This is a genomic window from Lentzea sp. NPDC042327 (assembly GCF_040647275.1).
Classification (GTDB): Bacteria; Actinomycetota; Actinomycetes; order Mycobacteriales; family Pseudonocardiaceae; genus Lentzea.
In genome coordinates this window covers 119,723-144,406 of the sequence record NZ_JBEZBX010000002.1, presented here as the reverse complement: position 1 = coordinate 144,406, position 24,684 = coordinate 119,723, and the positions used below count along the sequence as shown (strand labels likewise).

Annotated in this window: 26 protein-coding genes; 8 read left to right on the top strand and 18 right to left on the bottom strand. The window is 70.0% G+C overall.

Features of this window, described 5'->3' with window-relative positions; genetic code table 11:
- Positions 1-5 precede the first annotated feature (5 nt).
- Entirely contained in the window at positions 6-677 is a 672-nt protein-coding gene (locus AB0A63_RS04475; RefSeq protein ID WP_360385268.1) for a hypothetical protein, read from the bottom strand.
- 150 nt (positions 678-827) lie between these two features.
- Between AB0A63_RS04475 and AB0A63_RS04470 the strand changes: the two genes are divergently transcribed.
- The 3 genes from AB0A63_RS04470 to AB0A63_RS04460 all read left to right on the top strand — a co-directional run bounded on the left by AB0A63_RS04470 (position 828) and on the right by AB0A63_RS04460 (position 2,887).
- A complete protein-coding gene (locus AB0A63_RS04470) occupies positions 828-1,340 on the top strand; it encodes a carbonic anhydrase (RefSeq protein WP_360385266.1) in 513 nt (170 codons plus the stop codon).
- Between the two features lie 168 nt (positions 1,341-1,508).
- On the top strand, positions 1,509-2,378 hold the full coding sequence (locus tag AB0A63_RS04465; RefSeq protein ID WP_360385264.1) for an A/G-specific adenine glycosylase: 870 nt from the start codon (positions 1,509-1,511) through the stop codon (positions 2,376-2,378).
- Positions 2,378-2,887, top strand: a complete 510-nt coding sequence (locus AB0A63_RS04460) for a 2'-5' RNA ligase family protein (protein ID WP_360385262.1) — start codon at positions 2,378-2,380, stop codon at positions 2,885-2,887. Before AB0A63_RS04465 ends, AB0A63_RS04460 begins: the two co-directional genes overlap by 1 nt.
- Here AB0A63_RS04460 and AB0A63_RS04455 read toward each other — a convergent pair.
- Entirely contained in the window at positions 2,836-3,582 is a 747-nt protein-coding gene (locus AB0A63_RS04455) for an alpha/beta hydrolase (protein WP_360385260.1), read from the bottom strand. The genes AB0A63_RS04460 and AB0A63_RS04455 overlap by 52 nt on opposite strands.
- Positions 3,583-3,597: 15 nt before the next feature.
- Between AB0A63_RS04455 and AB0A63_RS04450 the strand changes: the two genes are divergently transcribed.
- The 3 genes from AB0A63_RS04450 to AB0A63_RS04440 are packed head-to-tail and all read left to right on the top strand — an operon-like array spanning position 3,598 to position 6,192.
- Positions 3,598-5,055 carry a M1 family metallopeptidase gene (locus AB0A63_RS04450; RefSeq protein WP_360385258.1) on the top strand — a complete coding sequence of 486 codons (1,458 nt, stop codon included), beginning with the start codon at positions 3,598-3,600 and terminating at the stop codon, positions 5,053-5,055.
- A gap of 10 nt (positions 5,056-5,065) precedes the next feature.
- Positions 5,066-5,377 (top strand): antibiotic biosynthesis monooxygenase, encoded by a 312-nt coding sequence (locus AB0A63_RS04445; protein WP_360385256.1) that lies wholly within the window; start codon positions 5,066-5,068, stop codon positions 5,375-5,377.
- A 5-nt stretch (positions 5,378-5,382) separates the two neighbouring features.
- Complete coding sequence (locus tag AB0A63_RS04440; protein ID WP_360385254.1) at positions 5,383-6,192, top strand: Sir2 family NAD-dependent protein deacetylase; 810 nt, start codon at positions 5,383-5,385, stop codon at positions 6,190-6,192.
- Here AB0A63_RS04440 and AB0A63_RS04435 read toward each other — a convergent pair.
- From AB0A63_RS04435 to AB0A63_RS04405, 7 genes are all read right to left on the bottom strand, one after another.
- Positions 6,152-7,243 carry a hypothetical protein gene (locus AB0A63_RS04435; protein ID WP_360385252.1) on the bottom strand — a complete coding sequence of 364 codons (1,092 nt, stop codon included), beginning with the start codon at positions 7,241-7,243 and terminating at the stop codon, positions 6,152-6,154. The genes AB0A63_RS04440 and AB0A63_RS04435 overlap by 41 nt on opposite strands.
- Before the next feature lie 23 nt (positions 7,244-7,266).
- The gene (locus AB0A63_RS04430) at positions 7,267-8,244 is read right to left on the bottom strand and encodes an endonuclease/exonuclease/phosphatase family protein (protein ID WP_360385250.1); all 978 of its coding nucleotides are present in this window, start codon (positions 8,242-8,244) and stop codon (positions 7,267-7,269) included.
- 147 nt (positions 8,245-8,391) lie between these two features.
- Positions 8,392-9,183: a hypothetical protein gene (locus AB0A63_RS04425; protein ID WP_360385248.1), complete on the bottom strand. Its 792-nt coding sequence runs from the start codon at positions 9,181-9,183 to the stop codon at positions 8,392-8,394.
- Positions 9,184-9,205: 22 nt separating this feature from the next.
- The gene (locus AB0A63_RS04420) at positions 9,206-10,342 is read right to left on the bottom strand and encodes a hypothetical protein (RefSeq protein ID WP_360385246.1); all 1,137 of its coding nucleotides are present in this window, start codon (positions 10,340-10,342) and stop codon (positions 9,206-9,208) included.
- A 7-nt stretch (positions 10,343-10,349) separates the two neighbouring features.
- On the bottom strand, positions 10,350-10,670 hold the full coding sequence (locus AB0A63_RS04415) for an ESX-1 secretion-associated protein (protein ID WP_360385244.1): 321 nt from the start codon (positions 10,668-10,670) through the stop codon (positions 10,350-10,352).
- Entirely contained in the window at positions 10,667-11,302 is a 636-nt protein-coding gene (locus AB0A63_RS04410) for a YbaB/EbfC family nucleoid-associated protein (protein WP_360386607.1), read from the bottom strand. The genes AB0A63_RS04415 and AB0A63_RS04410 overlap by 4 nt, the downstream gene beginning before the upstream one ends.
- 247 nt (positions 11,303-11,549) lie before the next feature.
- The gene (locus AB0A63_RS04405) at positions 11,550-14,114 is read right to left on the bottom strand and encodes an ATP-dependent Clp protease ATP-binding subunit (protein WP_360385242.1); all 2,565 of its coding nucleotides are present in this window, start codon (positions 14,112-14,114) and stop codon (positions 11,550-11,552) included.
- 318 nt (positions 14,115-14,432) lie between these two features.
- Here AB0A63_RS04405 and AB0A63_RS04400 point away from each other — a divergent pair, with 318 nt between their 5' ends.
- Entirely contained in the window at positions 14,433-15,227 is a 795-nt protein-coding gene (locus tag AB0A63_RS04400) for a (2Fe-2S)-binding protein (protein ID WP_360385240.1), read from the top strand.
- Positions 15,228-15,285: 58 nt separating this feature from the next.
- On the opposite strand, the gene AB0A63_RS04395 is transcribed toward AB0A63_RS04400, so the two are convergent.
- The 5 genes from AB0A63_RS04395 to lysS all read right to left on the bottom strand — a co-directional run bounded on the left by AB0A63_RS04395 (position 15,286) and on the right by lysS (position 20,375).
- Positions 15,286-16,083 (bottom strand): ABC transporter ATP-binding protein, encoded by a 798-nt coding sequence (locus tag AB0A63_RS04395; protein WP_360385238.1) that lies wholly within the window; start codon positions 16,081-16,083, stop codon positions 15,286-15,288.
- Positions 16,080-17,132 (bottom strand): iron chelate uptake ABC transporter family permease subunit, encoded by a 1,053-nt coding sequence (locus tag AB0A63_RS04390; RefSeq protein WP_360385236.1) that lies wholly within the window; start codon positions 17,130-17,132, stop codon positions 16,080-16,082. Before AB0A63_RS04390 ends, AB0A63_RS04395 begins: the two co-directional genes overlap by 4 nt.
- On the bottom strand, positions 17,129-18,121 hold the full coding sequence (locus AB0A63_RS04385; protein ID WP_360385234.1) for an iron ABC transporter permease: 993 nt from the start codon (positions 18,119-18,121) through the stop codon (positions 17,129-17,131). Before AB0A63_RS04385 ends, AB0A63_RS04390 begins: the two co-directional genes overlap by 4 nt.
- Before the next feature lie 333 nt (positions 18,122-18,454).
- A complete protein-coding gene (locus tag AB0A63_RS04380; protein ID WP_360385232.1) occupies positions 18,455-18,808 on the bottom strand; it encodes an Lsr2 family protein in 354 nt (117 codons plus the stop codon).
- A 112-nt stretch (positions 18,809-18,920) separates the two neighbouring features.
- Positions 18,921-20,375 carry a lysine--tRNA ligase gene (gene lysS, locus AB0A63_RS04375; RefSeq protein WP_360386605.1) on the bottom strand — a complete coding sequence of 485 codons (1,455 nt, stop codon included), beginning with the start codon at positions 20,373-20,375 and terminating at the stop codon, positions 18,921-18,923.
- Positions 20,376-20,868: 493 nt separating this feature from the next.
- On the opposite strand from lysS, the gene AB0A63_RS04370 reads away from it, so the two are divergent.
- A complete protein-coding gene (locus tag AB0A63_RS04370; RefSeq protein WP_360385230.1) occupies positions 20,869-21,621 on the top strand; it encodes a class I SAM-dependent methyltransferase in 753 nt (250 codons plus the stop codon).
- Here the strand turns inward: AB0A63_RS04370 and AB0A63_RS04365 are convergent.
- From AB0A63_RS04365 to AB0A63_RS04350, 4 genes are read right to left on the bottom strand one after another with little or no spacing between them, the layout of a single operon-like run.
- Positions 21,611-22,402, bottom strand: a complete 792-nt coding sequence (locus tag AB0A63_RS04365) for a type III pantothenate kinase (protein WP_360385228.1) — start codon at positions 22,400-22,402, stop codon at positions 21,611-21,613. The two genes, AB0A63_RS04370 and AB0A63_RS04365, sit on opposite strands and share 11 nt — an antisense overlap.
- Complete coding sequence (panD, locus tag AB0A63_RS04360) at positions 22,402-22,890, bottom strand: aspartate 1-decarboxylase (RefSeq protein WP_360386602.1); 489 nt, start codon at positions 22,888-22,890, stop codon at positions 22,402-22,404. Before panD ends, AB0A63_RS04365 begins: the two co-directional genes overlap by 1 nt.
- A 10-nt stretch (positions 22,891-22,900) precedes the next feature.
- Positions 22,901-23,791, bottom strand: a complete 891-nt coding sequence (gene panC, locus AB0A63_RS04355; RefSeq protein WP_360385226.1) for a pantoate--beta-alanine ligase — start codon at positions 23,789-23,791, stop codon at positions 22,901-22,903.
- 1 nt (position 23,792) lies between these two features.
- Positions 23,793-24,683: a DUF2520 domain-containing protein gene (locus tag AB0A63_RS04350; protein ID WP_360385224.1), complete on the bottom strand. Its 891-nt coding sequence runs from the start codon at positions 24,681-24,683 to the stop codon at positions 23,793-23,795.
- Position 24,684: the final 1 nt, after the last annotated feature.

The window sequence follows — 24,684 nt, the reverse complement described above, 5'->3', positions numbered from 1 at the left end:
CGGGCCTAGTTCCCCAGCCGGAACACGGTGGGCTGGCTGGCCTTCCCGGCCAGCTTCGCCACCAGCAGGTAGTCGCCGGCGCCCAGCCGGGTGTGCGGTCCGCACCCCGGCTGCGAGGTCGAGGCGGCCCACTTCGTGCCGAAGTTGAAGACCTCCTTCGGTGCCAGCACCCGCACCTCCCTGCCCGTCGCGGCGAGGCAGTGGTTGCTCGACCACAGCACCGTGTGCCCGTCGGCGGTCAGCACGGTCAGCTCGCGGTGCTCGCGGCCGATGTCCTTGATGCACGGCGCCGGACCGTTGTTGACCACGTCCATCGACAGTTCCGGCTGGTCACCGCCGCTGTAGACCGGCTTGTCGACCTTCGCGACCACCACGACCGCGTCGTCGGGACACGGCTGCGGCGGGCCGGGCGGCGGAGGCGGCGCGGCTGTTGGGGTGCTCACCGCGGGCGGCGGGGTCGTCGAGGAGGACGCCGCACCGGCCTCCGACATCGTCGGCGGTGGCGTGGAGGCCGAGGCGGCCGCGGCGTTGGTGGGCTGAGCCGGCTGGTCGGGGCCGGAGCCGAAGAGGCCGACGATCCAGATCACGAGCAGCAGCGTGACCAGCGCCGCGCCGATCGCGGCGATGCGGCGGCGCCAGTACACCGAGGACGAGAGTGGTGCTGTGGGCTCGATCACGGCCCGAACGTAGCGGGGTGACGTGGAATCCAGGCGTAGGCGAGCGTCGCTCGATCCGGTGAACGTGATATTGCCGGAAAGCCCTTGTGAACGCGCGCTCGCTGAAGTTCCATCGAGCGGGGGTCCGCCGGTAGGCCATGGAGGGTAGTCATGACCGCGATCGACGAACTGCTCAAGCGGAACTACGAGCTCGGGAACGTGGTTCCCGGAGACCGTTCCTCCGCGCGGCCGTCCCTGCAGGTGGCGATCCTGACCTGCATGGACTCGCGCATCCGGGTGTTCGAGATCTTCGGGTTGAAGCAGGGCGAGGCGCACGTGCTGCGCAACGCGGGCGGCGTCGTCACCGACGACATGATCCGCTCGCTGGCGCTGAGCCAGCGCAAACTCGGCACGCGTGAGGTGCTGCTGGTGCACCACACGAACTGCGGCCTCGAAATGGTCACCGAGGACGACTTCAAGGACGAGCTGGAGTCCGACACCGGCCTGCGGCCGACCTGGGCCGTGGAGGCGTTCAAGGTCGTCGAGCAGAGCGTGCGCGGGTCGATGGCCCGCCTGCGGCGCAGCCCGTTCATCCCGCACACCGACAAGGTCCGCGGGTTCGTCTACGACGTGCACACCGGTGAGCTGCGCGAGGTCGACGCCACGGAGACCGCCGCCGCCTGACCCCGTGCCACGCGGGGCCCCCGCGTTTCCCTGAGGGGAACGCGGGACTCCCGCGTGACATCCAGGGGAACGCGGGGCCCCCGCGTGACATCCAGGGGCACGCGGGGAGCCTTCGTGCACCACGAGAGTACGAAAGCTCCCCGCGTGCGTTTGCGACAATGGCGGGCGATGAATCACGAGTTGCTGCTGGGCTGGTGGGACACCGCCGCCCGCGACCTGCCGTGGCGCCGACCCGACTGCACCGCCTGGGGTGTGCTGATCAGCGAGATCATGCTGCAGCAGACGCCGGTGAGCCGCGTGGAACCGATCTGGCACGAGTGGCTGGCGAAGTGGCCGGTCCCGAGTGCGATGGCCGCGTCGTCGCAGGGCGAGGTGCTGCGGATGTGGGGCAAGCTCGGCTACCCGAGGCGCGCGCTGCGGTTGCACGAGGCGGCCACGGCCATCGCGCGCGACCACGGCGACGTGGTGCCGTCGGACATCGAGACGCTGGAGTCGTTGCCGGGCATCGGCAGCTACACGGCCCGTGCGGTGGCGACGTTCGCGTACGGGCAGAAGTGCGCCGTCGTGGACACGAACGTCCGCCGGGTCGTCGCGCGCGCTGTGCACGGTGCCGGTGACGCGGGGCCGCCGTCGACCAAGCGAGACCTGCGGGACGTCGAGGCGATCCTGCCCGAGGACCGGGACGACGCCGCCGTGTTCAGCGCCGCCCTGATGGAGCTCGGCGCGTTGATCTGCACGGCGAAGAACCAGAAGTGCGCCGACTGCCCGCTGTACGCGGAGTGCGCGTGGCAGCTGGCCGGGCGGCCCGCCTACGCCGGGCCGGAGAAGAAGGTGCAGAAGTTCGCCGGCACCGACCGGCAGGTGCGGGGCAAGCTGCTCGACGTGCTGCGCGGCGCACCCGGCCCGGTGCCCAAGATCCAGCTCGACCTCGTCTGGAACGACGTCACGCAGCGGGAGAAGTGCCTGGTCTCGCTGCTGGACGACGGCCTGGTCGAGCAGACCCGCGACGGCCTGTTCGCGCTGCCGGGAGAGCACTGATGCACGCGCTGGTGGCGTTCTTCGACGACGACGCGGACAAGAAGGTTCGCGACCTGCAACGACGCATCGGCGTAACACCCGGCTTCCCACCGCACCTCACTTACGCGGCGGCGACGACCATCGGCCAGAAGGTGCGCAAGGAGCTGCGCGAGGACCTCGAACGGCTCTGGCTGCCGGACCTGTGGCTGCACCACCTGGGCACGTTCGCCGCGGTCGACAACGTGCTGATGCTCGCCGCCGTCGTCGACGCCGAGCTGCTGGCCGTCCACTCGGCGATCCACGACGTGCTGGCCGGCAACGTGAAGAACCCCAGCGCCTACTACCTGCCGGGCAACTGGGTCCCCCACTGCACGCTCGTGCACGGTGTCGGCGAGGCGGCGATCCGGTCGGCGTTCGCCGAGGTGTTCCCGGTCGAGCCGATCCGCGCGAAGGTCCGCGAGGTGTCGGTCGTGGACACTCAGACCGGTGAGGTCGACGTGCTCAAGAAGGCTTCCACGGCACCGCGGTAGACCCACGGAGCGGTGGCGTGCACCAGGTGCCCCGCTTCGGGGACGTGGAGGTACTGCCCGCCGCACGACCGCGCCGCCGCCGCCATCTGCCCTGGCAGCTGCCCGCCCTGGCCCGCCTCGATGACGAGCGACGGGCAGCGGACGGCCGCGATCTGGTCCCAGTACGCCCGCGTGCCCCACTCGGCGGCGATCTCGTAGAGGTCGTCCATCGCCGCGATCAGGTGCCAGCCGTCCTCGCGTTCCTCGAAGTACTCGGCGAACACCGGCGCGCCGAAGAACGACGTCACGTGCGCGAGCGACTGGAACGGCACCGGCCAGGCGTCGAAGAACCACTTCCACTCGTCGGTCGTGCGGCCCCTGTTGTCCGGGGCGAAGTCCTCGACCACAATCGCGCTGACCAGGTCAGGACGGGCCGCCGCGAGACACCACGCGTGCAGCCCGCCCATGGAGTGCCCGATCACGACGGCGGGTGCGAGATCGAGCCGCTCGATCGCCGCCGCGGCGTCGGCGACGAAGTCCTCGGTGCGGTAGGGGCCCCGCTGCGGGTTTCGGCCGTGCCCCCGCGCGTCGATCCCGACCACGCGGCCGTGCGGTGTGAGCCACTGCGCGACCGGCCACCAGGCCGTGGCCCTGCTCATCAGGCCGTGCAACAGCAGGACGCCCCGCCCCGTTCCGCCGAACTCCACCACCGACACAGGGATGATTAACGCATGAAGGCCCGTCCGTACCTCGTCGCCCTCGTGCTGGTCGTGCTCGTCGCCGGTCTGCTGGTCGTGTTCCGCACACCCGGCGGTGACCCCGCGCAGCAGCAGCAGCGCCAGGACACGTCACCGCAGGCCGCGGTGGAGGCGGGCGCCGGTGCGGGCGACCCCTACTACCCGGCGGACGGCAACAGCGGCTACGACGTGCGGCTCTACAACCTCGCGATCACCTACGACCCCGGCTCGCAGCGGCTCGACGGCGTCGCGACGATCACCGCGACCGCGACGGACGACCTGGCCAGGTTCAACCTCGACCTGGAGGGCCTCGACGTCAGCGGGGTCGAGGTCGGCGGTCGGCCCGCGAAGTTCGCGCGGGAGGGCGACCACGAGCTCGTGATCACGCCGTCCGCCCCGGTCGCGAAGGGCGGGCAGTTCGTCACCGCCGTCACCTACGGCGGCAAGCCGACCACGATCAACGACGCTTCCCTGGGCCGCAGCGGCTGGCAGGTCTCGTCCACCGGTGGCGCGTTCGCCGCGGGCCAGCCGCACTCGGCGACGACGTGGTTCCCCGCCAACGACACCCCGCGCGACAAGGCCGCGCTGAAGGTCGCCGCCCGCGTGCCGGACGGCTGGTCGGTCGTGTCGAACGGCCTGGAGGGCGAGGTGACGAAGGACGGCGGCTGGTCCACGTTCCGCTGGCAGGAGGACACGCCGCTGGCGACGTACCTGGTCACGGTGGCCATCGACAGGTGGGAGATCGTCCGCTCGCAGCTGCCCGGCGGCACGCCGGTGGTCGACGCCTACGCACCCGGCACGTCCGCGCAGAAGAAGCCGGTCCAGGCGCGGCTGCCGGAGGTCCTCGCGCTGCTGGAGTCGAAGTTCGGCCCGTACCCGCAGCGCGCGGCCGGCAGCATCTGGGTCGCCGACCAGATCGGGTTCTCGCTGGAGACCCAGACCCGGCCGATCTACGCGGCCTGGGCGGACCTGGAGACCGTCGTGCACGAGAACGCCCACCAGTGGTTCGGCGACTCGGTGACGTTGCGGAGCTGGGCGGACATCTGCCTGAACGAGTGCCTGGCGTCGTACTCGCAGTGGCTGTGGGCCGAGCACGAGGGCGAGGACCTCGACGACCGCTACCGCCGCGAGCTGGAGCAGAAGCGCGGCAGCACCCGGTTCTGGTCGCCGAAGCTCTACGACATGGGCCAGGGCAACGAGTTCCGCGGCGTCTACGACAAGGGCATCTTCGCGCTGCACGCACTGCGCAGGCAGGTCGGTGACGACGTGTTCTTCCCGGCGCTGCGCTCGTGGACCGCGCAGCACCGCGACGGCAACGCGTCCTGGCCGCAGTTCGAGGACCACGTCGCGAAGGCGTCCGGGCAGCAGCTCGACGGGTTCTTCCAGGCGTGGTTCCACGACTCGGGCATTCCGGGTGATCAGTACCTGCTGCCCGGCGTACTCCGCCGCTAGTGTGGGTGGCATGGCAGTCGTGAAGATCAACGCGATCAAGGTTCCCGAGGGCAACGGCCCCGAGCTCGAGAAGCGCTTCGCCGCCCGTCTCGGCGCGGTCGACGAGCAGCCGGGGTTCCTCGGCTTCGAGCTGCTGCGGCCGGTCGCGGGCGAGGACCGCTACTTCGTCGTCACGCACTGGGAGACGCACGAGGACTTCGTCGCGTGGCGCGACGGGCAGGCCGGTGCCGCCGCGCACTCCGGTGAGCGCGCGCGTCCCGTGTCGTCCGGTGCCGACCTGCTGGAGTTCGAGGTCGTGCTCGGGAGCAAGCCCAAGCAGTGACCGCGGTGGACAGCGCCTCCGTCGAGAGAGCCGCTGAGCTGGTCGCCGGCGCGGACGCGGTGCTCGTCTGCGCCGGTGCCGGCATCGGCGTGGACTCCGGGCTGCCCGACTTCCGCGGCACCGAGGGGTTCTGGCGGGCCTACCCGCCGTACGAGCGGCTCGGGCTGCGGTTCGAGGAGCTCGCCGACCCGGCGCACTTCGCCGACGACCCCGCGCTCGCGTGGGGGTTCTACGGCCACCGGCTCGCGCTGTACCGCGACACCGTGCCGCACGAGGGTTTCGCGATCCTGCGGTCGTGGGGTGCGCGCGTCTTCACGTCCAATGTGGACGGCCAGTTCCAGCGGGCCGGGTTCACCGACGTCGCCGAGGTGCACGGGTCGATCCACCACGCGCAGTGCGTGGAACCGTGCTGCGACGACGTCTGGGAGTGCTCGTTCGACGTCGAGGTCGACCCGGAGTCGATGCGCGCGCTCGACCCGTTGCCGACGTGCCCGAACTGCGGCGGGCTGGCCAGGCCGAACATCCTGATGTTCGGCGACTGGGGCTGGGTGCCGCACCGCAGCCAGGCGCAGCTCGACGCGCTCGCGCGGTGGCGGCGGGAGCAGCGGCGGCTGGTGGTGGTCGAGATCGGTGCGGGCACCGCGGTGCCGACCGTGCGGCGGCAGGCCGAGCTGGCCAGTGCCGCCTCCGGTGCGCTGGTCAGGATCAACCCGCGCGAGCCGGAGGTCAGGCACGGCCGGGGCGTCTCGTTGCCGATGAACGCCCTCGAAGCCCTCACGGCAGTTCGCGACTCAATCGGTCGAGGGTCGCGATGACCTCCTGCTGGGTGCCCACGGCCGCGTAGGCCTCCAGTGCGGCGTGCCGCTGCCCGGTGGTCTTGAACGTCACCTCGACCGTGTACGAGCCGCCCCACGCGGTGTACTCGTTCGGCTCGACGCTCGCCTGGTAGGCGTAGGCCGTGCCCTGCGGGAACCGGCTGCGCTGCCAGTACAGGCCCAGGCAGTGCTCACCGCCCTCGGTGCAGCGCAGCAGCGGGCGGTTCTTGTGGTCCCAGTCGTCCACGAACGGCACCGCCCCGCCGTCGACGTAGGTGTACTGGCGGGTGAAGTCCTTCAGCGTGTACGCGACGACCGTCGTGTAGACCTCGCCGAGGTGCGCCGCCGGTTCCGCGTCCTCGACGTGCAGGCCGGCGCCGAGCCGGATGACGTTGTCCCGCACGTCCACGTCCGGGTTGAGCCAGTACCGCGACAGCCCGAGCGGCATCGGGTTGACCGCCTCACCGGCGACGGGAGCGGGGTCCTGGTAGTGCGCCGGGTCGCACGAGTCGAACTTGCTGCGCTCCCCCAGCGGCACGTACATCGCCAGCCGGCTCGCGGCGGCGTAGCTGGTGGGTCCGGTCTTCTCGAACCGGGTGAGCGCGCTGGTGGAGGGGCCGTGGAACGGCGGCGGCTCGTCGTGGTCGTCCTTCTGGCTGCCGGCCTGGGTCGGGTTGTAGCACTCGGTGGTGTGCGGCCGGCCGTCGTTCTGGCCGAGCTTCGCGACCGACGGGCGAACGGCCCACTGCAACGCCGACCCGTGGCCGCCGCTGCCGATGTACTCCCGGCCGCCGTGGCGCACCGAGGCGATGGCACCGGCCAGCGCCGTCGAGGCCGTGACGGACACCCGGTCCGTCGCGATGGTGACGTCGGCGAAGGTGCGGTCCCAGTTCTGCTTGGACGCGCACTGCGTCTTGTAGAGCAACGCGAAGTCGTAGTGCTCCTGGACGCGCATGTCGAACGGGTCGGGAGCCTGGCAGCTGACGGTCTCCTCGGCCTGAGCGGGCGCGAGCAAGCCCCCCAGCAGAGCCGCGGTGGCGAGGATCTTCATGCCGTCGTTGTACCGACAACCCGCTAGCGCGGTACAACGAACTGTGCAACCAGGGCGCGGTGGTCGCTGCCCGGGACGTCGAACACGTCCACGGTGTCGACGGGACACCGCGGGTCCACCAGGACGTGGTCGATCGTGACCGGCGGTGGCCAGATGCCGCTCTGGCTGGGCCACGTGTGCACCAGCCCCTTGCCGACCTGGTCGGCGGCGTCGACGTAGCCCTTGTTGAGCAACCGCGTCATGCCGACGTGGTCCAGCGTGGCGTTGAAGTCGCCCGCGAGCACCCGCATCGAGCCGGTGGAGTCGGGGCTCGGCAGCCCGGCCAGCTCGCGCTGCCACGGCTCCGGCCCCTCGTCGACCACCGGTGGCAGCGGGTGCACCGACACCACCTCGATGTCCTGCGCACCCGGCAGGTCGACCAGTGCCCCTGCCTGCCGCAACGTGCCCGGCGGCGTGAGGTCGCGCCGGGTGAGCGGGAACCGGGACGCGATGCCGGAGCCCGACCCGCCCGGTTCCGGGATGAGGATCTGGTTCGGCAGCACCTGGTCGAGCCCGGCGCGTTGGAGGTCCCGCACCATCGCGGGCGACAGCTCCTGCATCGCGAGCACGTCGATCCGGCGGGCCTTGACCTGCGCGACCACGAACTCGGCGTCCGCCTGGCCCACCAGGAGGTTCGACGTCATCAGCCGGACCTCCTGCCCGACCACGTTCGGCCGCGGGTCCGAGAACGCCCGCGGCACCACGTTCGCGACCAGCACGACGGCCACCAACGTCATCGTCAGCCCCACGACCCACCGCTTGCGGAACAACGCGAACAACCCGATGACCAACCCCGCCACCGTGATGTACGGCGTCAGCGCCGTCGTGGCGATCATGTACCGGGTGCCGTCGATGCCCAGCAGCCGCACCAACGCCGCCGCCACGAACGCGACGGCGCAGATGACCAGCACGAACGTGGTGAAGCCGTTCCTGGGCTGCCTGAGCTCGATCCGGGTGTCCACGTTCGGGGGACGGCCGGTGGCACGGTTGCGTTGCCTCGCGGAACTGTCAGGCCCCTCGTGCATCCTGATCTCAACACCAACTCTCAGGGGGACGAACGGGAGCCGAGGACTGGATGCTCTTCTGCGCATCCGACGACGTCGGTGTGCTCATGCGGCAGAAGCGGGGTTCCTCGGTCTCACACCCGGAAAACGCTGCAGCAGACCGGTTATCGCGTCGACCTCCTGCAGCAGGCGCTCGGGGTCGATCTGGCCGGGCAGCACCGAGTAGGCGATGCCGCCCTCCAGCGTCAGGTTGTGGAAGTCGTCCGCACCGGCCTCGGCGAGCAACCGCTGCACCACCTCCGGGACGAACATCGCGGCCGCTCGGTGCGGGTCACCGGTGAGGGCTGCGAAAGCCCGGTCCAGGCCCGCGGGAAGCGTCAGTTCACGCCATTCCCGAGACCCACCGTCCGCGACCGGTCGAGGCGCCTCACCAGCCCAGTTCCGCGCCCCTCCGCCCCCACCCGGGGAGCGGACCACCAGCTTCAGCGGCGGGAGCTCGGACGTGGCCACCTCGACACGGCGTTCGTGATGGGTGTTCGCGACGTCGGCGTTGGTCGGGTCCTGCAGCTCGATCGACGCCTCGGTCACCCGGATGCGCCACCCGTGTCGTTCGAAGTCCAACGCGTGCTCGAACCGCGAGTCGGAAACGCGTCCCAGCCAGGCGATCACGCTGCCGTACTCGTGGGCGAACGGGCGGAGGAGCCCGGCGGACCAGGCGCTCACGTCCTCGCCAGGACCCGACGCGGTCCCGCCCATCATCGCCGCGAACCTGGCCAGGTCGGCGGCGTGGTCGGCGGCTTCCCTCCTGGCGACCCGCCACCTCCACCAGAACATCAGCGCCAGCAGCACCACCAAGATCAGGACGAACAGCCCGAGCTTGAGCTCCCACGGTTTCATGCGTCCAGCTCCCCCAGCGTGGTCAGAGGTCCAGGTAACCCTGGATCCGGTGCTTCGGTTCGTCTGTGCCGATCTGGTCGTTCTCGGCTGCCTTCTCCACCGCGGCGATGTTGCGCAGGCCCTTCTCGTGCGACGGGTTGACCTGGGCCAGCGCCTCACCACCCACGGCCTCCACCATCGACTTGCCGAAACCGTGCTTCATCCGCTCCCCCACGTCGCCCTTGGAGCTGTTGAGCTTGTCGCCCCACTGCCGGTGCACCGCGAACGGGCTGAGGCGCTCCAGGTTCTTGTCGGCGGTCGCGACACCGGCCTTCTTGTCCGCCATGGACTTCTGGAACGCGGTCCGCACGTTCTTGAGGCGGCTGCCCACGTTGCGCAGGAACTCCATGATCTTCTGCAGGAACTGGCGCAGCTTGGCCACGATGCGCGACACCCGCCCGGCGGTGGACGCGACACGCACACCGGTGGCCGCACCTGCCGCCGCGGTGGAGGCACCGAAGCTGGGTGCGGCGGCGGCGAGCGCCGGGACCCAGATGAGGATCAACCAGGTGATCAGCTCGGTGAGGATCGCCTTGATGATGTCCTCGATGATCTGCATGATCATGCTGGAAATCGTCAGCATCTGGGCGAGCTCGCCGGCTTGGCCCGCGACACCGCTGATGCCACTCGCGAACTCACCCAGCCTGGTCGCGGCCATGTCGGCCGTTTCCCCGCCCCAGGTCTGCACGGAGCTGGACAGGTCCTCGTCGAAGTTCTCCCGCAGGGTGGCGACACCCTGGGCGATGGCACCGAAGTTGTCGGCGGCCTGCGACAGCGCCGGGCCGTCGCCGCTGACGAAGTGGATCGCATCCTCCAGCGGCTGGACCACGCTGATGAGGAAGTTCAACCCCTGACCGACCAGCCAGCCGATCGGGTCCATCGCAATGCCCTGCGCCGCCGAGCCGACCGAGCTGAGCAGCGCGCTGCCCTCGGACGCCAGCGTGCTCGCGCCACCGGCCTCGCCACGCTTCTCGAACGCCTCGGACGTCTTGAGGTAGCTGCCGACGAACGGCGTCGCCTCGAGTGCTTTCTCACCCGTGGTCTTCTCGCCGACGGTGATCTCGACGCTGCCGGTCAGGTTCTGCGCGCCCTCGCTGACGTTCGAGGTTTCTTCCGCCATGCCGCGCCTACCCCCTGTCGATCTCGACCTGGAGCCCGTCGAAGATCTGCATCAACGCGTCCTCCTGGTCCTGGTAGCCCTGCGCGGTGCCGCGGAACTTGTCGGCGCCCGACTGCAAACCGTTCTGCATGTCCTTGAACAGCTCGTTCAGGTCGTTCAGCATCTGCGTGTACTCGTCCTTGACGAACAGGCCGATCACGCCCCACGACTTGCCGCCCACGTCCGACTGGCCGACCAGACCGGCGAGCTCGCTCGCGGCGCTGCGGTAACCGTCGAGCTTCCCGGCGAACGCGGTCAGCTCGGCCGGGTTGACGTCGAAGCCGCTCATCGTCCGTCCTCATCGTCGTACAGGTTGAGGTAGCCGCCGCCCTGCTTCGGTGGCGCCGGCGAAGGTGGTTGCTGCGAGCGGGACTGCCACGAGTCCTCGCGCAGCACGTTCTGGTCGGAGAAGTCCTCCGGGGACTCCTGCGCAGGCCGGCGTTGTGGCGGTGGTGGCGGCTGCCGGACCTGTCCCGCCTGCGGCACGGGCGGCGGAACCGGCGCGCGCGGCGGCACGGGCGGTGCGGGAGGAGTCGGCTGGGGCGGCTGCTGGGCCGCAGCCGCGTCCTGCTCGGCGGTGGCGCGGACGAGGTCCTCCTTGAACATGCCGAAGAGCTGCGCCTGGGTTTCCAGCACCTGGTCCTTGAGGTGCATGTCATCGCCCAGCGCGCCTTCGACGATGCCCGCCTGCCGACGGGCTGCCTCGGCGACGGCCTTCTGCAGCGTGGACATCAGTTCGGCGGCCAGTGCGTGCGGTGGGCGGCGCATGGCCAGGTCGGTGAGGCGGATGTCCCTGATGGACCCCGACGGGCCGGCCACGACGGTGACCGCCCTGTCCGCCGAGGTGGCGACGGCTTCCAGCTCGGTGAGCTGCTGCTGCATCTCGCCGATGCCGGCGAACTGCTGGTCCACGCGGTGCATCTGGGCCTGGAACCGCTCGAACTGAGCGACAAGCTGATCAAACTCGGCCGACACTGCCGTGACGCTCCTCAACACTCTCGGGTCAGCGGTGCTCAGCAGTCTGGCAGCGGCCGCACACCGAGGCGGCGAAACGGGCAAATCCACGCGGTCGAGTGACCGCGGCCACCGGCTCCGAACGCGAACCGGCCCCCAGGCGGTGTGCCTGGGGGCCGGTTCGGGTCGTGCCGGTGGTGCTAGTGGTGCTAGGTCACTCGTTCTCGGCGGCCGGCGCGTCCTGCTGCTCGGTGGCAGCGGCGGAGGCGGTCAGGTCGACCGGGGGCGAGTCCGGCACGCGGGTGGGCTTGGCCTCGCCGCGGAACACGAACTTCGCCTTGTCGTGCTGGTCCGACTCGCCGTCCCAGCCCTCGACGTCGGTGATGATGATCTGGCCCGGCTGGATCTCGCCGAACAGGATCTTCTCCGACAGGGTGTCCTCGATCTCGCGCTGGATCGTCCTGCGCAGCGGGCGGGCGCCCAGCACCGGGTCGAAGCCGCGCTTGGCCAGCAGGGACTTGGCCCTGTCGGTCAGCTCGATCGCCATGTCCTTGTTCTTCAGCTGCGTCTCGACGCGGGCGATCATCAGGTCCACCATCTTGATGATCTCGTCCTGAGTCAGCTGGTGGAAGACGATGATGTCGTCGATGCGGTTGAGGAACTCGGGCCGGAAGTGCTTCTTCAGCTCGTCGTTGACCTTGTTCTTCATGCGCTCGTAGTTGGACGCGGTGTCCTGACCCGAGGTGAAGCCGAGGCCGACGGCCTTGCTGATGTCCGACGTGCCCAGGTTCGACGTGAAGATGATGACGGTGTTCTTGAAGTCCACCGTCCGGCCCTGACCGTCGGTCAGGCGGCCGTCCTCCAGCACCTGGAGCAGCGTGTTGTAGACCTCCTGGTGGGCCTTCTCGATCTCGTCGAAGAGCACGACGGAGAACGGCTTGCGGCGCACCTTCTCGGTGAGCTGGCCGCCCTCTTCGTAGCCGACGTAACCGGGAGGGGCACCGAAGAGCCGCGACGCGGTGTACCGGTCGTGGAACTCGCCCATGTCGATCTGGATGAGCGCGTCGTCCTCGCCGAACAGGAAGTTCGCGAGCGCCTTCGAGAGCTCGGTCTTACCGACACCGGACGGGCCGGCGAAGATGAACGAGCCGGAGGGGCGCTTCGGGTCCTTCAGGCCGGCGCGGGTGCGGCGGATCGCCTGCGACACGGCCTTGACCGCGTCGACCTGGCCGATGATCCGCTTGTGCAGCTCGTCCTCCATGCGGAGCAGACGCGTGGTCTCCTCCTCGGTGAGCTTGAACACCGGGATGCCGGTCCAGTTGGCGAGGACCTCGGCGATCTGCTCGTCGTCGACCTCCGCGACGACGTCCAGGTCACCGTCCTTCCACTGCTTCTCCCGCTCGGCCTTCTGGCCCAGGAGCTGCTTCTCCGCGTCCCGCAGCTTGGCGGCGCGCTCGAAGTCCTGCGCGTCGATCGCGGACTCCTTGTCGCGACGCACGTCCGCGATCTTCTCGTCGAACTCGCGCAGGTCCGGCGGCGCGGTCATCCGGCGGATGCGCATGCGGGCGCCCGCCTCGTCGATGAGGTCGATCGCCTTGTCCGGCAGGAACCGGTCGTTGATGTACCGGTCGGCCAGCGTGGCGGCGGCGACGAGCGCGGAGTCGGTGATGGAGACGCGGTGGTGCGCCTCGTACCGGTCGCGCAGGCCCTTGAGGATCTCGATGGTGTGCTCGAGCGACGGCTCGCCCACCTGGATCGGCTGGAAGCGGCGCTCCAGCGCGGGGTCCTTCTCGACGTGCTTGCGGTACTCGTCGAGCGTGGTGGCACCGATCGTCTGCAGCTCACCGCGGGCCAGCATCGGCTTGAGGATGCTCGCCGCGTCGATCGCGCCCTCGGCGGCACCCGCGCCGACGAGCGTGTGGATCTCGTCGATGAACAGGATGATGTCGCCGCGCGTGCGGATCTCCTTGAGGACCTTCTTCAGGCGCTCTTCGAAGTCACCGCGGTAGCGCGAGCCCGCGACCAGCGAGCCGAGGTCGAGCGTGTAGAGCTGCTTGTCCTTGAGCGTCTCGGGCACCTCGCCCTTGACGACCATCTGCGCCAGGCCCTCGACGACGGCCGTCTTGCCGACGCCGGGCTCGCCGATGAGGACCGGGTTGTTCTTGGTGCGGCGGGACAGCACCTGCATGACCCGCTCGATCTCCTTGGTGCGCCCGATCACCGGGTCGAGCTTGCCCTCACGGGCCGAAGCCGTGAGGTTGCGCCCGAACTGGTCGAGGACCAGGGACGACGACGGGGTGCCCTCGCCGCGGCCAGGGGCCTCCGACGAGCCCTTCTCCGTCGAGTAGCCGGACAGCAGCTGCAGCACCTGCTGCCGCACCCTGTTGAGGTCGGCGCCCAGCTTCACGAGGACCTGCGCAGCAACGCCCTCGCCCTCGCGGATCAGGCCGAGCAGGATGTGCTCGGTGCCGATGTAGTTGTGTCCGAGCTGCAGCGCCTCGCGCAGCGACAGCTCCAGGACCTTCTTCGCGCGTGGGGTGAAGGGGATGTGTCCACTCGGGGCCTGCTGGCCCTGGCCGATGATCTCCTCGACCTGCTGGCGGACGCCCTCCAGCGCGATCCCCAACGACTCGAGCGCCTTGGCGGCGACACCTTCACCCTCGTGGATCAGACCCAGGAGGATGTGCTCGGTGCCGATGTAGTTGTGGTTGAGCATCCGTGCCTCTTCTTGGGCAAGGACAACCACCCGCCTCGCGCGGTCGGTGAACCTTTCGAACATTCGCACTCCCTGACTGCTGCGTCGGCGGTCCTCGGCTCCACCGATCTACCCTGGTGAGCGCGGCACCGTGGCTCCACTGTAGTGGGCGGTACCGAGGCCTGTGGTTCCCGTCAGCGGACAGTCGCGTCCGTGGAACTCTGACATCAGCATCAACGCAGGTCGGGCCCAGCGGATTCCACAGATCGGGCGATGTCCGCTGAGCGCGAACAACCCCCCGTTGAGCGACGCTGCTGTGACCGGGCCCACCTCAGGGGGCGCGATCGGGTACCTTTTAGGTAAGGTTAGGCAAGCCTCATTCGCTGAGATTGGACTTGCGCGTTGACCGTACCTGCGAGGGTCTCACAGCAGAACCCGCGTGCGTTCACGCCACTGGCCGAATCCGTCGCCCGCCTGGACGTGGGAACCGAGATCCGCTTCGGAGTCCCCCCGTCGGACTGGACGATCTGCTCGGAGCTGGTGGCCGAGCCGTCGCGCTTCGACCTCTGGCGCAAGGACCTCGCCGAGTGGATGGTCGAGCAGCACGGCGAGTCGGACGACCGCGCGACCGCCGGCTACGTGATGGGCTGGTACCTGCACGTCCCCGCCTACCTCGCGAGCCTGCTCTTCCACACCGTCCGCCGCATCCCGTCCCTCAAGCCCGCGGACGTCGCGTTCCGGATCGCCCAGGAAGGCCGCCCGCACCCCGACGGCATCGCGCTGCTCTCCGACGAGTTCGCCTGCCTGCCCGACGACCCGGCCTCGAACCACCCGGCCGCGACCGTCGTGGCGAACGAGGCGGCGCTCGCCGCCCTGTTCCGCGCCCGCTACGCCGCGCACGCCGCGCAGTTCGTGACGTCGTTCGGCCAGGTGGTCCGCTTCGGCCGCCGCACCCTGTGGGCGGCGGCGACGGACATGCTGGAGTACGGCCCCTGGGCCGCGGGCCGGGTGTGCGGCGACGAGACCGCGGGCGTCACCGACGCGGCCCTGCTCCTGCCGGAGAAGCTCGACCCGTTCATCTCCGCGTCGACGCTGCACCTGACGGACGAGGGCTGGAAGCGCCGCCGCCGTTCCTGCTGCTTCCACTACGTGCTGCCGGACGCCGAGCCGTGCACGGCCTGCCCGCGCACGAGCTGAGCTGAGCGCCGCCCCCACCCGATGGGCGGCGCTACGGCCTGAGGCACCGCCGCAGGCGCTACGGCAGGCGGTGACGTGACCCGACCGGCACCACCAGCGGCGTTCCGGCCACCGGGTCCTCGACGACCCGCGCGTCCAGCCCGAACACCTCCAGCAGCATCTCCTCGGTCAGCACCTCCGCGGGCGTTCCCTGCGCCACGATCCGCCCACCGCGCATGGCGACGACGTGGTCCGCGTACCGCGCCGCCAGGTTGAGGTCGTGCAGCACCATCACGATGGTCCGCCCCATCGACGCGTGCAGCTCCTGCACGAGGTCGAGCACGTCGATCTGGTGCGCCAGGTCCAGGTACGTGGTGGGTTCGTCGAGCAGCAGCAGGTCCGTGCCCTGGGCGAGCGCCATCGAGATCCACGCCCGCTGCCGCTGGCCGCCGGACAGCTCGTCCACGGTGCGGTCGGCCAGGTCGGAGATGCCGGTCATCTCCAGGGCCGCGTCGACGGCGGCCGCGTCGTCCGAGGACCACTGCCGGTACCAGGACTGGTGCGGGTGCCGGCCGCGGGCGACCAGGTCCGCGACGGTCAGGCCCTCGGGGGCGGACGGCGCCTGGGGCAGCATGCCGAGCACCCGCGCCACCTCGCGCGTGGGCATCGAGTCGATCGCCTTGCCGTCCAGCAGCACCGCGCCGGACCGGGCGGGCAGCAACCGGCCGAGTGCGCGCAGCAGCGTGGACTTGCCGCAGCCGTTCGGGCCGATCACGGCCGTCACGGTGCCGCCGAGCACCGCCAGGTCCAACGAGTCGACGACCAGCCGTTCGCCGTAACCGACCGACAGCGACGTGGCCTCAAGACGCACACTCATACCCGCGCCTCCCGGCGGCTCCGAACCAGCAGGTACATCAGATAGGGGGCGCCGAGCACCGCCGTCACGACGCCGACGGGCAGCTCGGTGCGGTAGATCGTGCGTGCGACCAGGTCGGAGAGCATGACCAGGGCGCCGCCGATGACGACCGAGCCGAACAACGGGGGCTGGGCGGTGCCGGCCAGGCGCAGGGCGATCTGGGGCGTGGCCAGCGCGACGAACGTGATCGGGCCCGCGGCGGCGGTGGCGACGGAGGCCAGGACGATCGCGACGACGATCAGGAACGAGCGGGCCGGGTTCACGCGGATGCCCAGGCCGCGGGTGGTCTCGTCGCCGAACTGCAGCGCGCCGAGGACGTGGCCGCCGACCAGGGCGACGGGGACCAGCACGGCCAGCGCCAGCGCCACCGGGACGACGTGCTCCCAGCCGCGGCCGTTCAGCGAGCCGGTGATCCACACCATCGCGCGGCCGGCGTCCTGGACGTCGCCGACGGTCAGCAGGTAGTGGGTGAAGTTGCCGGCCACGGCGGTGACGCCGATGCCGACGAGCACCATCCGGAAGCCCTCGATGCCCTTGCGCCACGCCAGCGCGTAGACGAGCAGGCCCGCGGTCAGGCCGCCGAGCAGACCCGCCAGCGGCACGCCGATCGACGCGGCGCTGCCGGTCACCACGCCGAGCGAGCCAGCGAACGTGATCACCGAGACCGCGCCGGCACCCGCACCCCAGGTGACGCCGAGGATGTCGGGTGAGGCCAGCGGGTTGCGCACGATCGCCTGGAAGATCGCGCCGGACAGGCCGAGCGCGGCGCCGACGAGCAGGCCGGTCAGCGCGCGGGGCATGCGCAGCTCGAAGACCACGAACTGGTCGCGGCGCGAGCCACCGCCCAGCAGGGTGTCCACGACCTGCGCGGCGGTCAGCGGGAAGTCGCCGATCATGATGTCGGCGACGAACAGGGCCGCGAGCACGACCAGGGCGCACGCCACCACCAGCAGCGGGCGGCGGCGGAGCTTGAACGAGGTGGCCCCGACCCTCAGCGCGGTGGCGGTCAAATCTTCACCAGCCTCTTGCGGCGCACCAGGAAGATGAAGAACGGGGCGCCGAGCAGCGCCAGCACCACACCGACCTCCACCTCGGACGGACGGGCGACGACGCGGCCGACGACGTCGGCCACTAAGACCAGGACCGCGCCGAGCACCGCCGAGAACGGCAGGATCCAGCGGTAGTCCGGCCCGGTGAACGCACGCGCGATGTGCGGCACGACGAGTCCCACGAACCCGATGGGCCCGCACGCGGCGACGGCGGCGCCCACCAGCAGCGTGATCGCGAGGATGCCCAGCGACCGGGTGCGGCTGACGTTCACGCCGAGCGACCGCGCCACGTCCTCACCGAGCGAGAGCGCGTTGAGCCCCGGCGCGTTGAACGCCGCCACGACCAGACCGGCCAGCAGGAACGGCAGCACCTGCGTCAGCACCGACAGGTCGCGGCCGGCGATCCCGCCGAGCTGCCAGAACCGGAACGCGTCGAGCGACTGCTGGTCGAGCAGCACGATCGCCGACACCAGACCGTTCATCAGCGCCGATACGGCGGCACCGGCCAACGCCAGCGTCACGGGCGATGGACCCGCACGCCCGGCCGAACCGAGCACGAAGACCAGCACGCTCGCGACCATGGCACCGGCGAAGGCGAACCAGATGTAGCCGTACAGCGACGAGACGCCGAACAGGAAGATCGACAGCACCACGGCCAGCGCGGCGCCGTGCGTGACGCCGAGGATGCCGGGGTCCGCCAGCGGGTTGCGCGTGTGGCCCTGCATCAACGCGCCGCCGACGCCCAGCGCGATCCCGACGGCGATGCCGATCAGGGTGCGCGGGACGCGGAGCTCGCGGACGATCACGTCGTCCTCGACGCCGGTCGGTGTGAACAGCCCGTGCCACACGGCGGAGAGCGGGATGTCCTTCGAGCCGACCGCGATGCTCACCAGCGCCACGGCGACCAGCACGACCAGCAGGAAGAGCAGGCCCGACGACCTACGACCCAAGGCCCACCCTCCTGTACTCCTCAAGGAGAGGTAAGCCTAACCGAACCGACCGGGCGGTCGGCCGCGCAGTCCCGTTGCCCTCGTCACGCGGACGCACGCCCCGCAGAACGCCCAGGCGAGAACAGCGGAACAACGGCCGTCGGACGATCGAGGAAGAATATTCCACGGAAACGTTCTCGGCTCATCCGAACGTGAACCGAGAAAGTCGTTTGGACAGCACCGGTTCCCGGACGGGTCACACCAGCGTCCCCCGGAAGTAGTTGAGTGGTCACTCAAATAGCACGAAGGGGTTCCGGGAATGCGCCCCGGAACCCCTTCGTGCTTTACCGAATTTCAGCCCTGCTGGTGGTAGGCGTCGAGCACCTCGGCCGGGATGCGACCCCGGTCCGACACCTTCATGCCCTGCTTGCGGGCCCACTCGCGAATGGCCTGGTTCTGCTCGCGGTCAGCCGATGCCGGACGCGCCTTCACGCTCGCCGGACGGCCGGGTCCAGTGCCGGTGCGCTTGCGACCACCCGCGCGGCGGGCACCCGCCACGTAGTCGGACAAGGCGTCCCGCAGTTTGCCCGCATTGCCCGAGGAAAGGTCGATCGTGTAGCTGACACCGTCCAGCCCGAACTCGACGGTCTCCTCCGCAGTGGAGCCGTCCAGGTCGTCGACGAGGGTCACCGTGACCTTCTGCGCCATGCGTATCCTCCTGGACCCCGAATGCGCGGTCACCCGCACGCCAACTAATGCCCTGCGGACGCAGGTTAGCGCACAGGTGCCGCATTGCACCTATCGACTCGCGAAAAGTTACTCATTCAGGGCGAACGAGCGGGAACAAGATGGTCTCTCGGATACCCAGCCCGGTCAGTGCCATCAGCAGCCGATCGATCCCCATTCCGACACCACCACTCGGTGGCATTCCGTACTCCAGTGATCGCAGAAAGTCTTCGTCGACCGGCATGGCCTCGTTGTCGCCGGCCGCGGCAAGGCGGGCCTGCGCTTCGAGGCGTTCCCGCTCGATCACCGGGTCCACCAGTTCGGAGTAACCGGTGCCGAGTTCGAATCCGCGGACGTAGAGGTCCCACTTTTCGGCGACACCCGGCTTGGTGCGGTGCTGCCTGGTCAGCGGCGACGTCTCCACCGGGTAGTCGCGCACGAACGTGGGCAGGTAGAGCGAGTCGCACACCAGGTGCTCCCACAGCTCCTCGACCAGCTTGCCGTGCCCGAACTTCGGGTTGACCTCCAGTTCGTGGCGGTCACAAAGCTTGCGGAGCACCTCGGCCGGCGTCTCGGGGGTGATTTCCTCACCGACGGCTTCGGACAACGACTCGTAGATGCTGATCGTCCGCCATTCGCCTGACAGGTCGTACTCCGTGCCGTCGGCGAGGGTGACAATCTGCGAGCCCGTCACCGCTTCCGCGGCTTCCTGGATCAGCTCGCGGGTCAGCACGGCGTTCGTGTCGTAGGTCGCGTACGCCTCGTAGTACTCCAGCATCGAGAACTCGGGCGAATGAGACGAGTCGACACCCTCGTTGCGGAAGTTGCGGTTGATCTCGAAGACCTTCTCGATCCCGCCCACCACGCAGCGCTTCAAGTACAGCTCCGGCGCGATGCGCAGGAACAGGTCGATGTCGAGCGCGTTCGAGTGCGTGATGAACGGACGCGCCGACGCACCGCCCTGCAGCGTCTGCAACATCGGCGTCTCGACTTCGAGGAAACCACGCCGGTGGAACGACTCCCGCAAGGAACGGACGACGTTCGCGCGGGTCCGAACGGTGTCACGCGCGAGGGGCCGCAGGATCAGGTCGACGTAACGCTGGCGAATGCGGGTTTCCTCGCCGAGTTCCTTGTGCGCGACCGGGAGCGGGCGCAACGACTTCGACGTCAGCTGCCACGCGTCGGCCATCACGGAAAGCTCACCGCGGCGCGAGCTGATGACCTCGCCGTGCACGAAAACGTGGTCGCCGAGGTCCACGTCGCTCTTCCACTCGGAAAGCGCTTCTTCACCCACACCGGCGAGGCTCAGCATCGCCTGCAGTTCGGTGCCGTCACCTTCCCTCAGGGTGGCGAAGCACAGCTTTCCGGTGTTGCGCAGGAACATCACCCGGCCGGTCACACCGACGACCTGACCGGTCTGCGTGTCGGGCTCCAGTTCCGGGTGCGTCTCGCGAATCTCGCGCAACGTGTGCGTGCGCCCGACTTCGACCGGATACGGCTCCTTGCCGGAAGCGAGCAGCCGCGCACGCTTCTCCCGGCGCACGCGCATCTGCTCGGGCAGGTCTTCTTCGCTGGTCACGGGGTTTTGCTTCGGCTGCTCACTCACGCCGAGAAGGGTACGGAAGGGCGGGAGGTCAGGGCGAACCGGATACCCGTTGCACCAGCTCGCCACCGATCCCGAGATCGACGAGGAACCGACGCGCGAGCTCTGCCCCCACGGGGAATGCAACCGCAGAGGCCTCACCCCCACGTCTCTGCTCGCTGAGCCGCGCTTTCCGCATCCCGGAACCTGCGAAGTGCACGCGGGGAGCTTTCGTGCGCTCTGAGGGTACGCAGGGCCCCCGCGTGACCGGAAAGGGGTACGTAGGGCCCCCGCGTGACCGGAGAGGGGAACGCAGGACTCCCGCGTGCCTGTGAGGGGAACGCAGGACTCCCGCGTGACCAGCGTGGAGCGCGAGAGGGCGGGCGTGCGGCGGGATGGCGTGACGCGGGGAACCCGACCGGACCATTTCGGGCACCGGGCCGGTCACTAAGTTGGACGGATGGATCTACACGCGAGGCGAGCTGACTCGTTCGGCGCGCAGGCGGAGGCCTACGCCGAACACCGGCCGGACTACCCCTTGGCGGCGATCCGGTGGGCTTTGGAGCCGCTGGCACAGGACAGGCGCCTGGACGTCCTGGACCTGGCCGCCGGCACCGGCAAGCTCACCGCGGGACTGGTCGCGGAGGGCCACTGCGTCACCGCGGTCGAGCCCAACGAGCAGATGCTGTCGGAGCTCGTGCGCCGGGTGCACGACGTGCGCGCGTTGCCCGGCCATGCCGAGCACATCCCGGTGCCGGACCAGACGGTCGACGCGGTGCTGGTCGGGACCGCGTTCCACTGGTTCGACCACGCGAAGGCGATGCCGGAGATCGCCCGCGTGCTGCGGCCCGGCGGTGTGGTGGCGGCGATGTGGAACGAGCCGGACACGTCGGTCGAATGGGTGGCGGAGTTCGAGCAGGTGTCGGCGAACAGCATCGAGATGAACCGCCAGGAGCCCACGGGCCTCCTGGCGCACCCGTTGTTCGGCACGCCCGAGCGGCAGGTGTTCCAGCACGCACAGCACCGCGACTCACCGGAGGCGCTCATCGCCACCATGAACACCCATTCGCGGATGCTGGTCGTCAGCGCCGAGGAACGCGAAGCGGTCAACGAGAAGATGCTCGCGTTCCTGCGTTCGCGGCCGGAGACGTCGAATGGGCCGTTCGACGTCCCCATGCTCACGGACGTGACACGGATGGTCGTCAGCGGCTGACGAGGTTGCGCTCGAACACCAGGCGCAGCCCCAGCAGGGTCAGGTCGGGCACGTGGTGCGCGATCGTCGAGGACTCCGCCACGACCAGCGGGGCCAGGCCACCGGTCGCGATCACCGTGACCGGTCCGGGGTCGGTCTGCTGGAGCTCCTGGGTGATCAGCCGCACCAGGCCGTCGACCTGGCCGACGAACCCGTAGACGATGCCGGACTGCAGGCACTCCACGGTGTTCTTGCCGATGACGTTGCGCGGGCGGACCAGCTCCACCTTGCGGAGCTGGGCCGCGCGCGCGGCGAGGGCGTCGACGGAGATCTCGATGCCGGGCGCCAGCGCGCCGCCCAGGAACTCGCCGCGCGAGGAGATCACGTCGAGGTTCGTGGACGTGCCGAAGTCGACCACGACGCACGAGGTCGCGTAGAGGTGGTGCGCGGCCAGCGTGTTGATCACGCGGTCGGAGCCCACCTCCTTCGGGTTGTCCACGAGCAGCGGCACGCCGGTCTTCACGCCCGGCTCCACCAGCACCTTCGGCACGGTGTCGTAGTAGCGGCCGAGCATCACCCGCAGCTCGCGCAGCACCGCGGGCACGGTGGACAGCGCGGAGATGCCGGTGATCTTGTCGGCGTACTCGCCGAGCAGGCCGCGCATGGTCAGCGCGAGCTCGTCGGCGGTCATGCGGGCGTCGGTGCGCATCCGCCAGTCGCGCACGAGCGGCGCGGAGTCGCCCACGCCGTCGTAGAGACCGAGCACGATGTTGGTGTTGCCGACGTCGATGGCGAGCAGCACTAGGAGATCTCCTGCTTCAGGTTCTCGGCCTGGATCAACGCGTCCAGCGCGGTCGCCTCAACGGTCTCAGATGACGGGGCGCTCGTGGAGCCGTTCACCAGTCCGGAGCCCTCGGGGGCGTGCGCCGGGTCGGTGCCGAGGTCCACGACCTTGTTGTCCGCGTCCACGAACACGACGCGCGGCTTGTAGGTGCGGGACTCGGCGTCGTCCATCTGCCCGTAGGCGATGAGGATGACGATGTCACCGGGGTGCACCAGGTGCGCGGCGGCACCGTTGATGCCCAGCACGCCCGTGCCGCGCTCACCGGGGATGACGTAGGTCTCCAGGCGCGCGCCATTGGTGACGTCGACGATCGCAACCTGTTCGCCGGCGAGCAGGTCGGCGGCCTCCATCAGGTCCTCGTCGACCGTCACCGAACCCACGTAGTGCAGGTCGGCCTGCGTCACCGTGGCGCGGTGGATCTTGGACTTCAGCATCGTGCGGAACATGGCCATCCCCCTACTCGTCGCCTTCGCCGAGCAACACCGCGATGTTGTCGATCAGGCGGGTGGTGCCGACGCGGGCCGCCACGAGCAGCCGCGCGTCGCCGTTCTCCGGCGCGGGACCGAGGTCGACCCCGCGCAGCTCCAGGTAGTCGAGCTCGACCTCCGGCACCTGCGCCAGCACGTCGTGCGCGGCCTTGAGCACGGCGTCCGCGCCCTGCGCCGACACGTGCGCGCCCGCGGTCAGGGCGGCCGACAGCGTCACGGCGTGCTGGCGCTGCTCGGGGCTCAGGTAGGCGTTGCGCGACGACAGGGCGAGACCGTCGTGCTCGCGCACCGTCGGCACGCCGACGACGTCGAGCGGGAAGTTCAGGTCGCGCGCCATCTTGTGGATCAGCTGGAGCTGCTGGTAGTCCTTCTGCCCGAACACCGCGTACGTGGGCTGCACGATGTTGAACAGCTTCCCGACGACCGTGAGCACGCCCGCGAAGTGACCGGGGCGGACCGCGCCCTCCAGCTCGTCGCCGAGCGGACCGGGGTGCACGGTGACCTGGGCACCTTCTGGGTACATGTCCTCGACGGACGGCGCGAAGACCAGCCCGACCCGCTCCGCGCGGCAGATGTCCACGTCGGACTCGAACTGCCGCGGGTACTTGTCGAGGTCCTCGTTCGCGCCGAACTGCAGCGGGTTCACGAAGATCGACACCACGACCACCGTGTTCTGCATGACCTGGGCCTCGCGGATCAGCTGCCGGTGCCCGGCGTGCAAGGCGCCCATGGTGGGCACCAGTGCCACGTTGCGTCCGGCGTTGCGCAGCGCGCGCACGACCCGGTTCAGCCGCGCGGGGTCGCGGTGCACCGTGACGTCGTCGGGGCGGAAGTCGTCCTTGGTCAGGGGCTTGGTCACGTCAGTCCTCGAGAGTGGTGCGAACGTCGTCGGCCGCGTCGGGCTTGAGCAGCCCGGAGCGTTCGGCCCGCTCGGCGGTGCGCCGGGCGAGCACGCGGTAGCTGGGCAGGGTGTCGGGTGCCTGCTCGGCCAGCACGGTGAGGTGCTTGCGCAAGGTACCTGTGTCGCCGCGGGCGACCGGACCGGTGAGGGCCCGGTCGCCGTGGCGCAGCGAGTTGTCGAGCGCGGCCGACAGCAACGGCCCGAGCAGGCGCTCGGCGTTGGCGACGCCCGCGTTGGTGAGCAGGTCCGCGGCGTCGCGGACCAGCGTGATCAGGTGGTTCGCGCCGTGGGCCAGCGCGGCGTGGTAGAGCGGGCGGACGGCCTCCGGCACGCGCACCGGTTCGGCGTCCATCTCCACGACCAGCGCCTCGCCGACGCTCCACGCCACCTCGTCGCCGTCCGCAGCGGTCACGCCGACGCACGCCGAGCTCATCCGCTGGAGGTCCTCCGACCGGCCGGTGAAGGTCATGACGGGGTGCAGCGCGAGCGTCAGCGCGCCCAGCTCGGCGGCGGGTTCGAGCACGGCCACGCCCTGGGCGCCGCTGGTGTGCACGACGATCTGCCCCGCGCGCAACGAGCCGGTGGCGACCAGTCCGCGCACCAAGCCCGCCAGCTCGTCGTCCGGGACGGCCAGCAGCACCAGGTCGGCGCGCTGAGCGACCTCGGTGGGGTCGGCGATGGCGACGCCGGGCAGCAGCTCCTCCGCGCGGGCGAGGGAGGCCCGGGAGACGGCGGCGGCGCCGACGACCACGTGACCGGTCCTGGCCAGCGCGGCGCCCAGCACCGAGCCGACCCGGCCGGCCGAGATGACGCCGACGGCGAGCCTGGCCGGACGAGGGGTCGCGTCCATG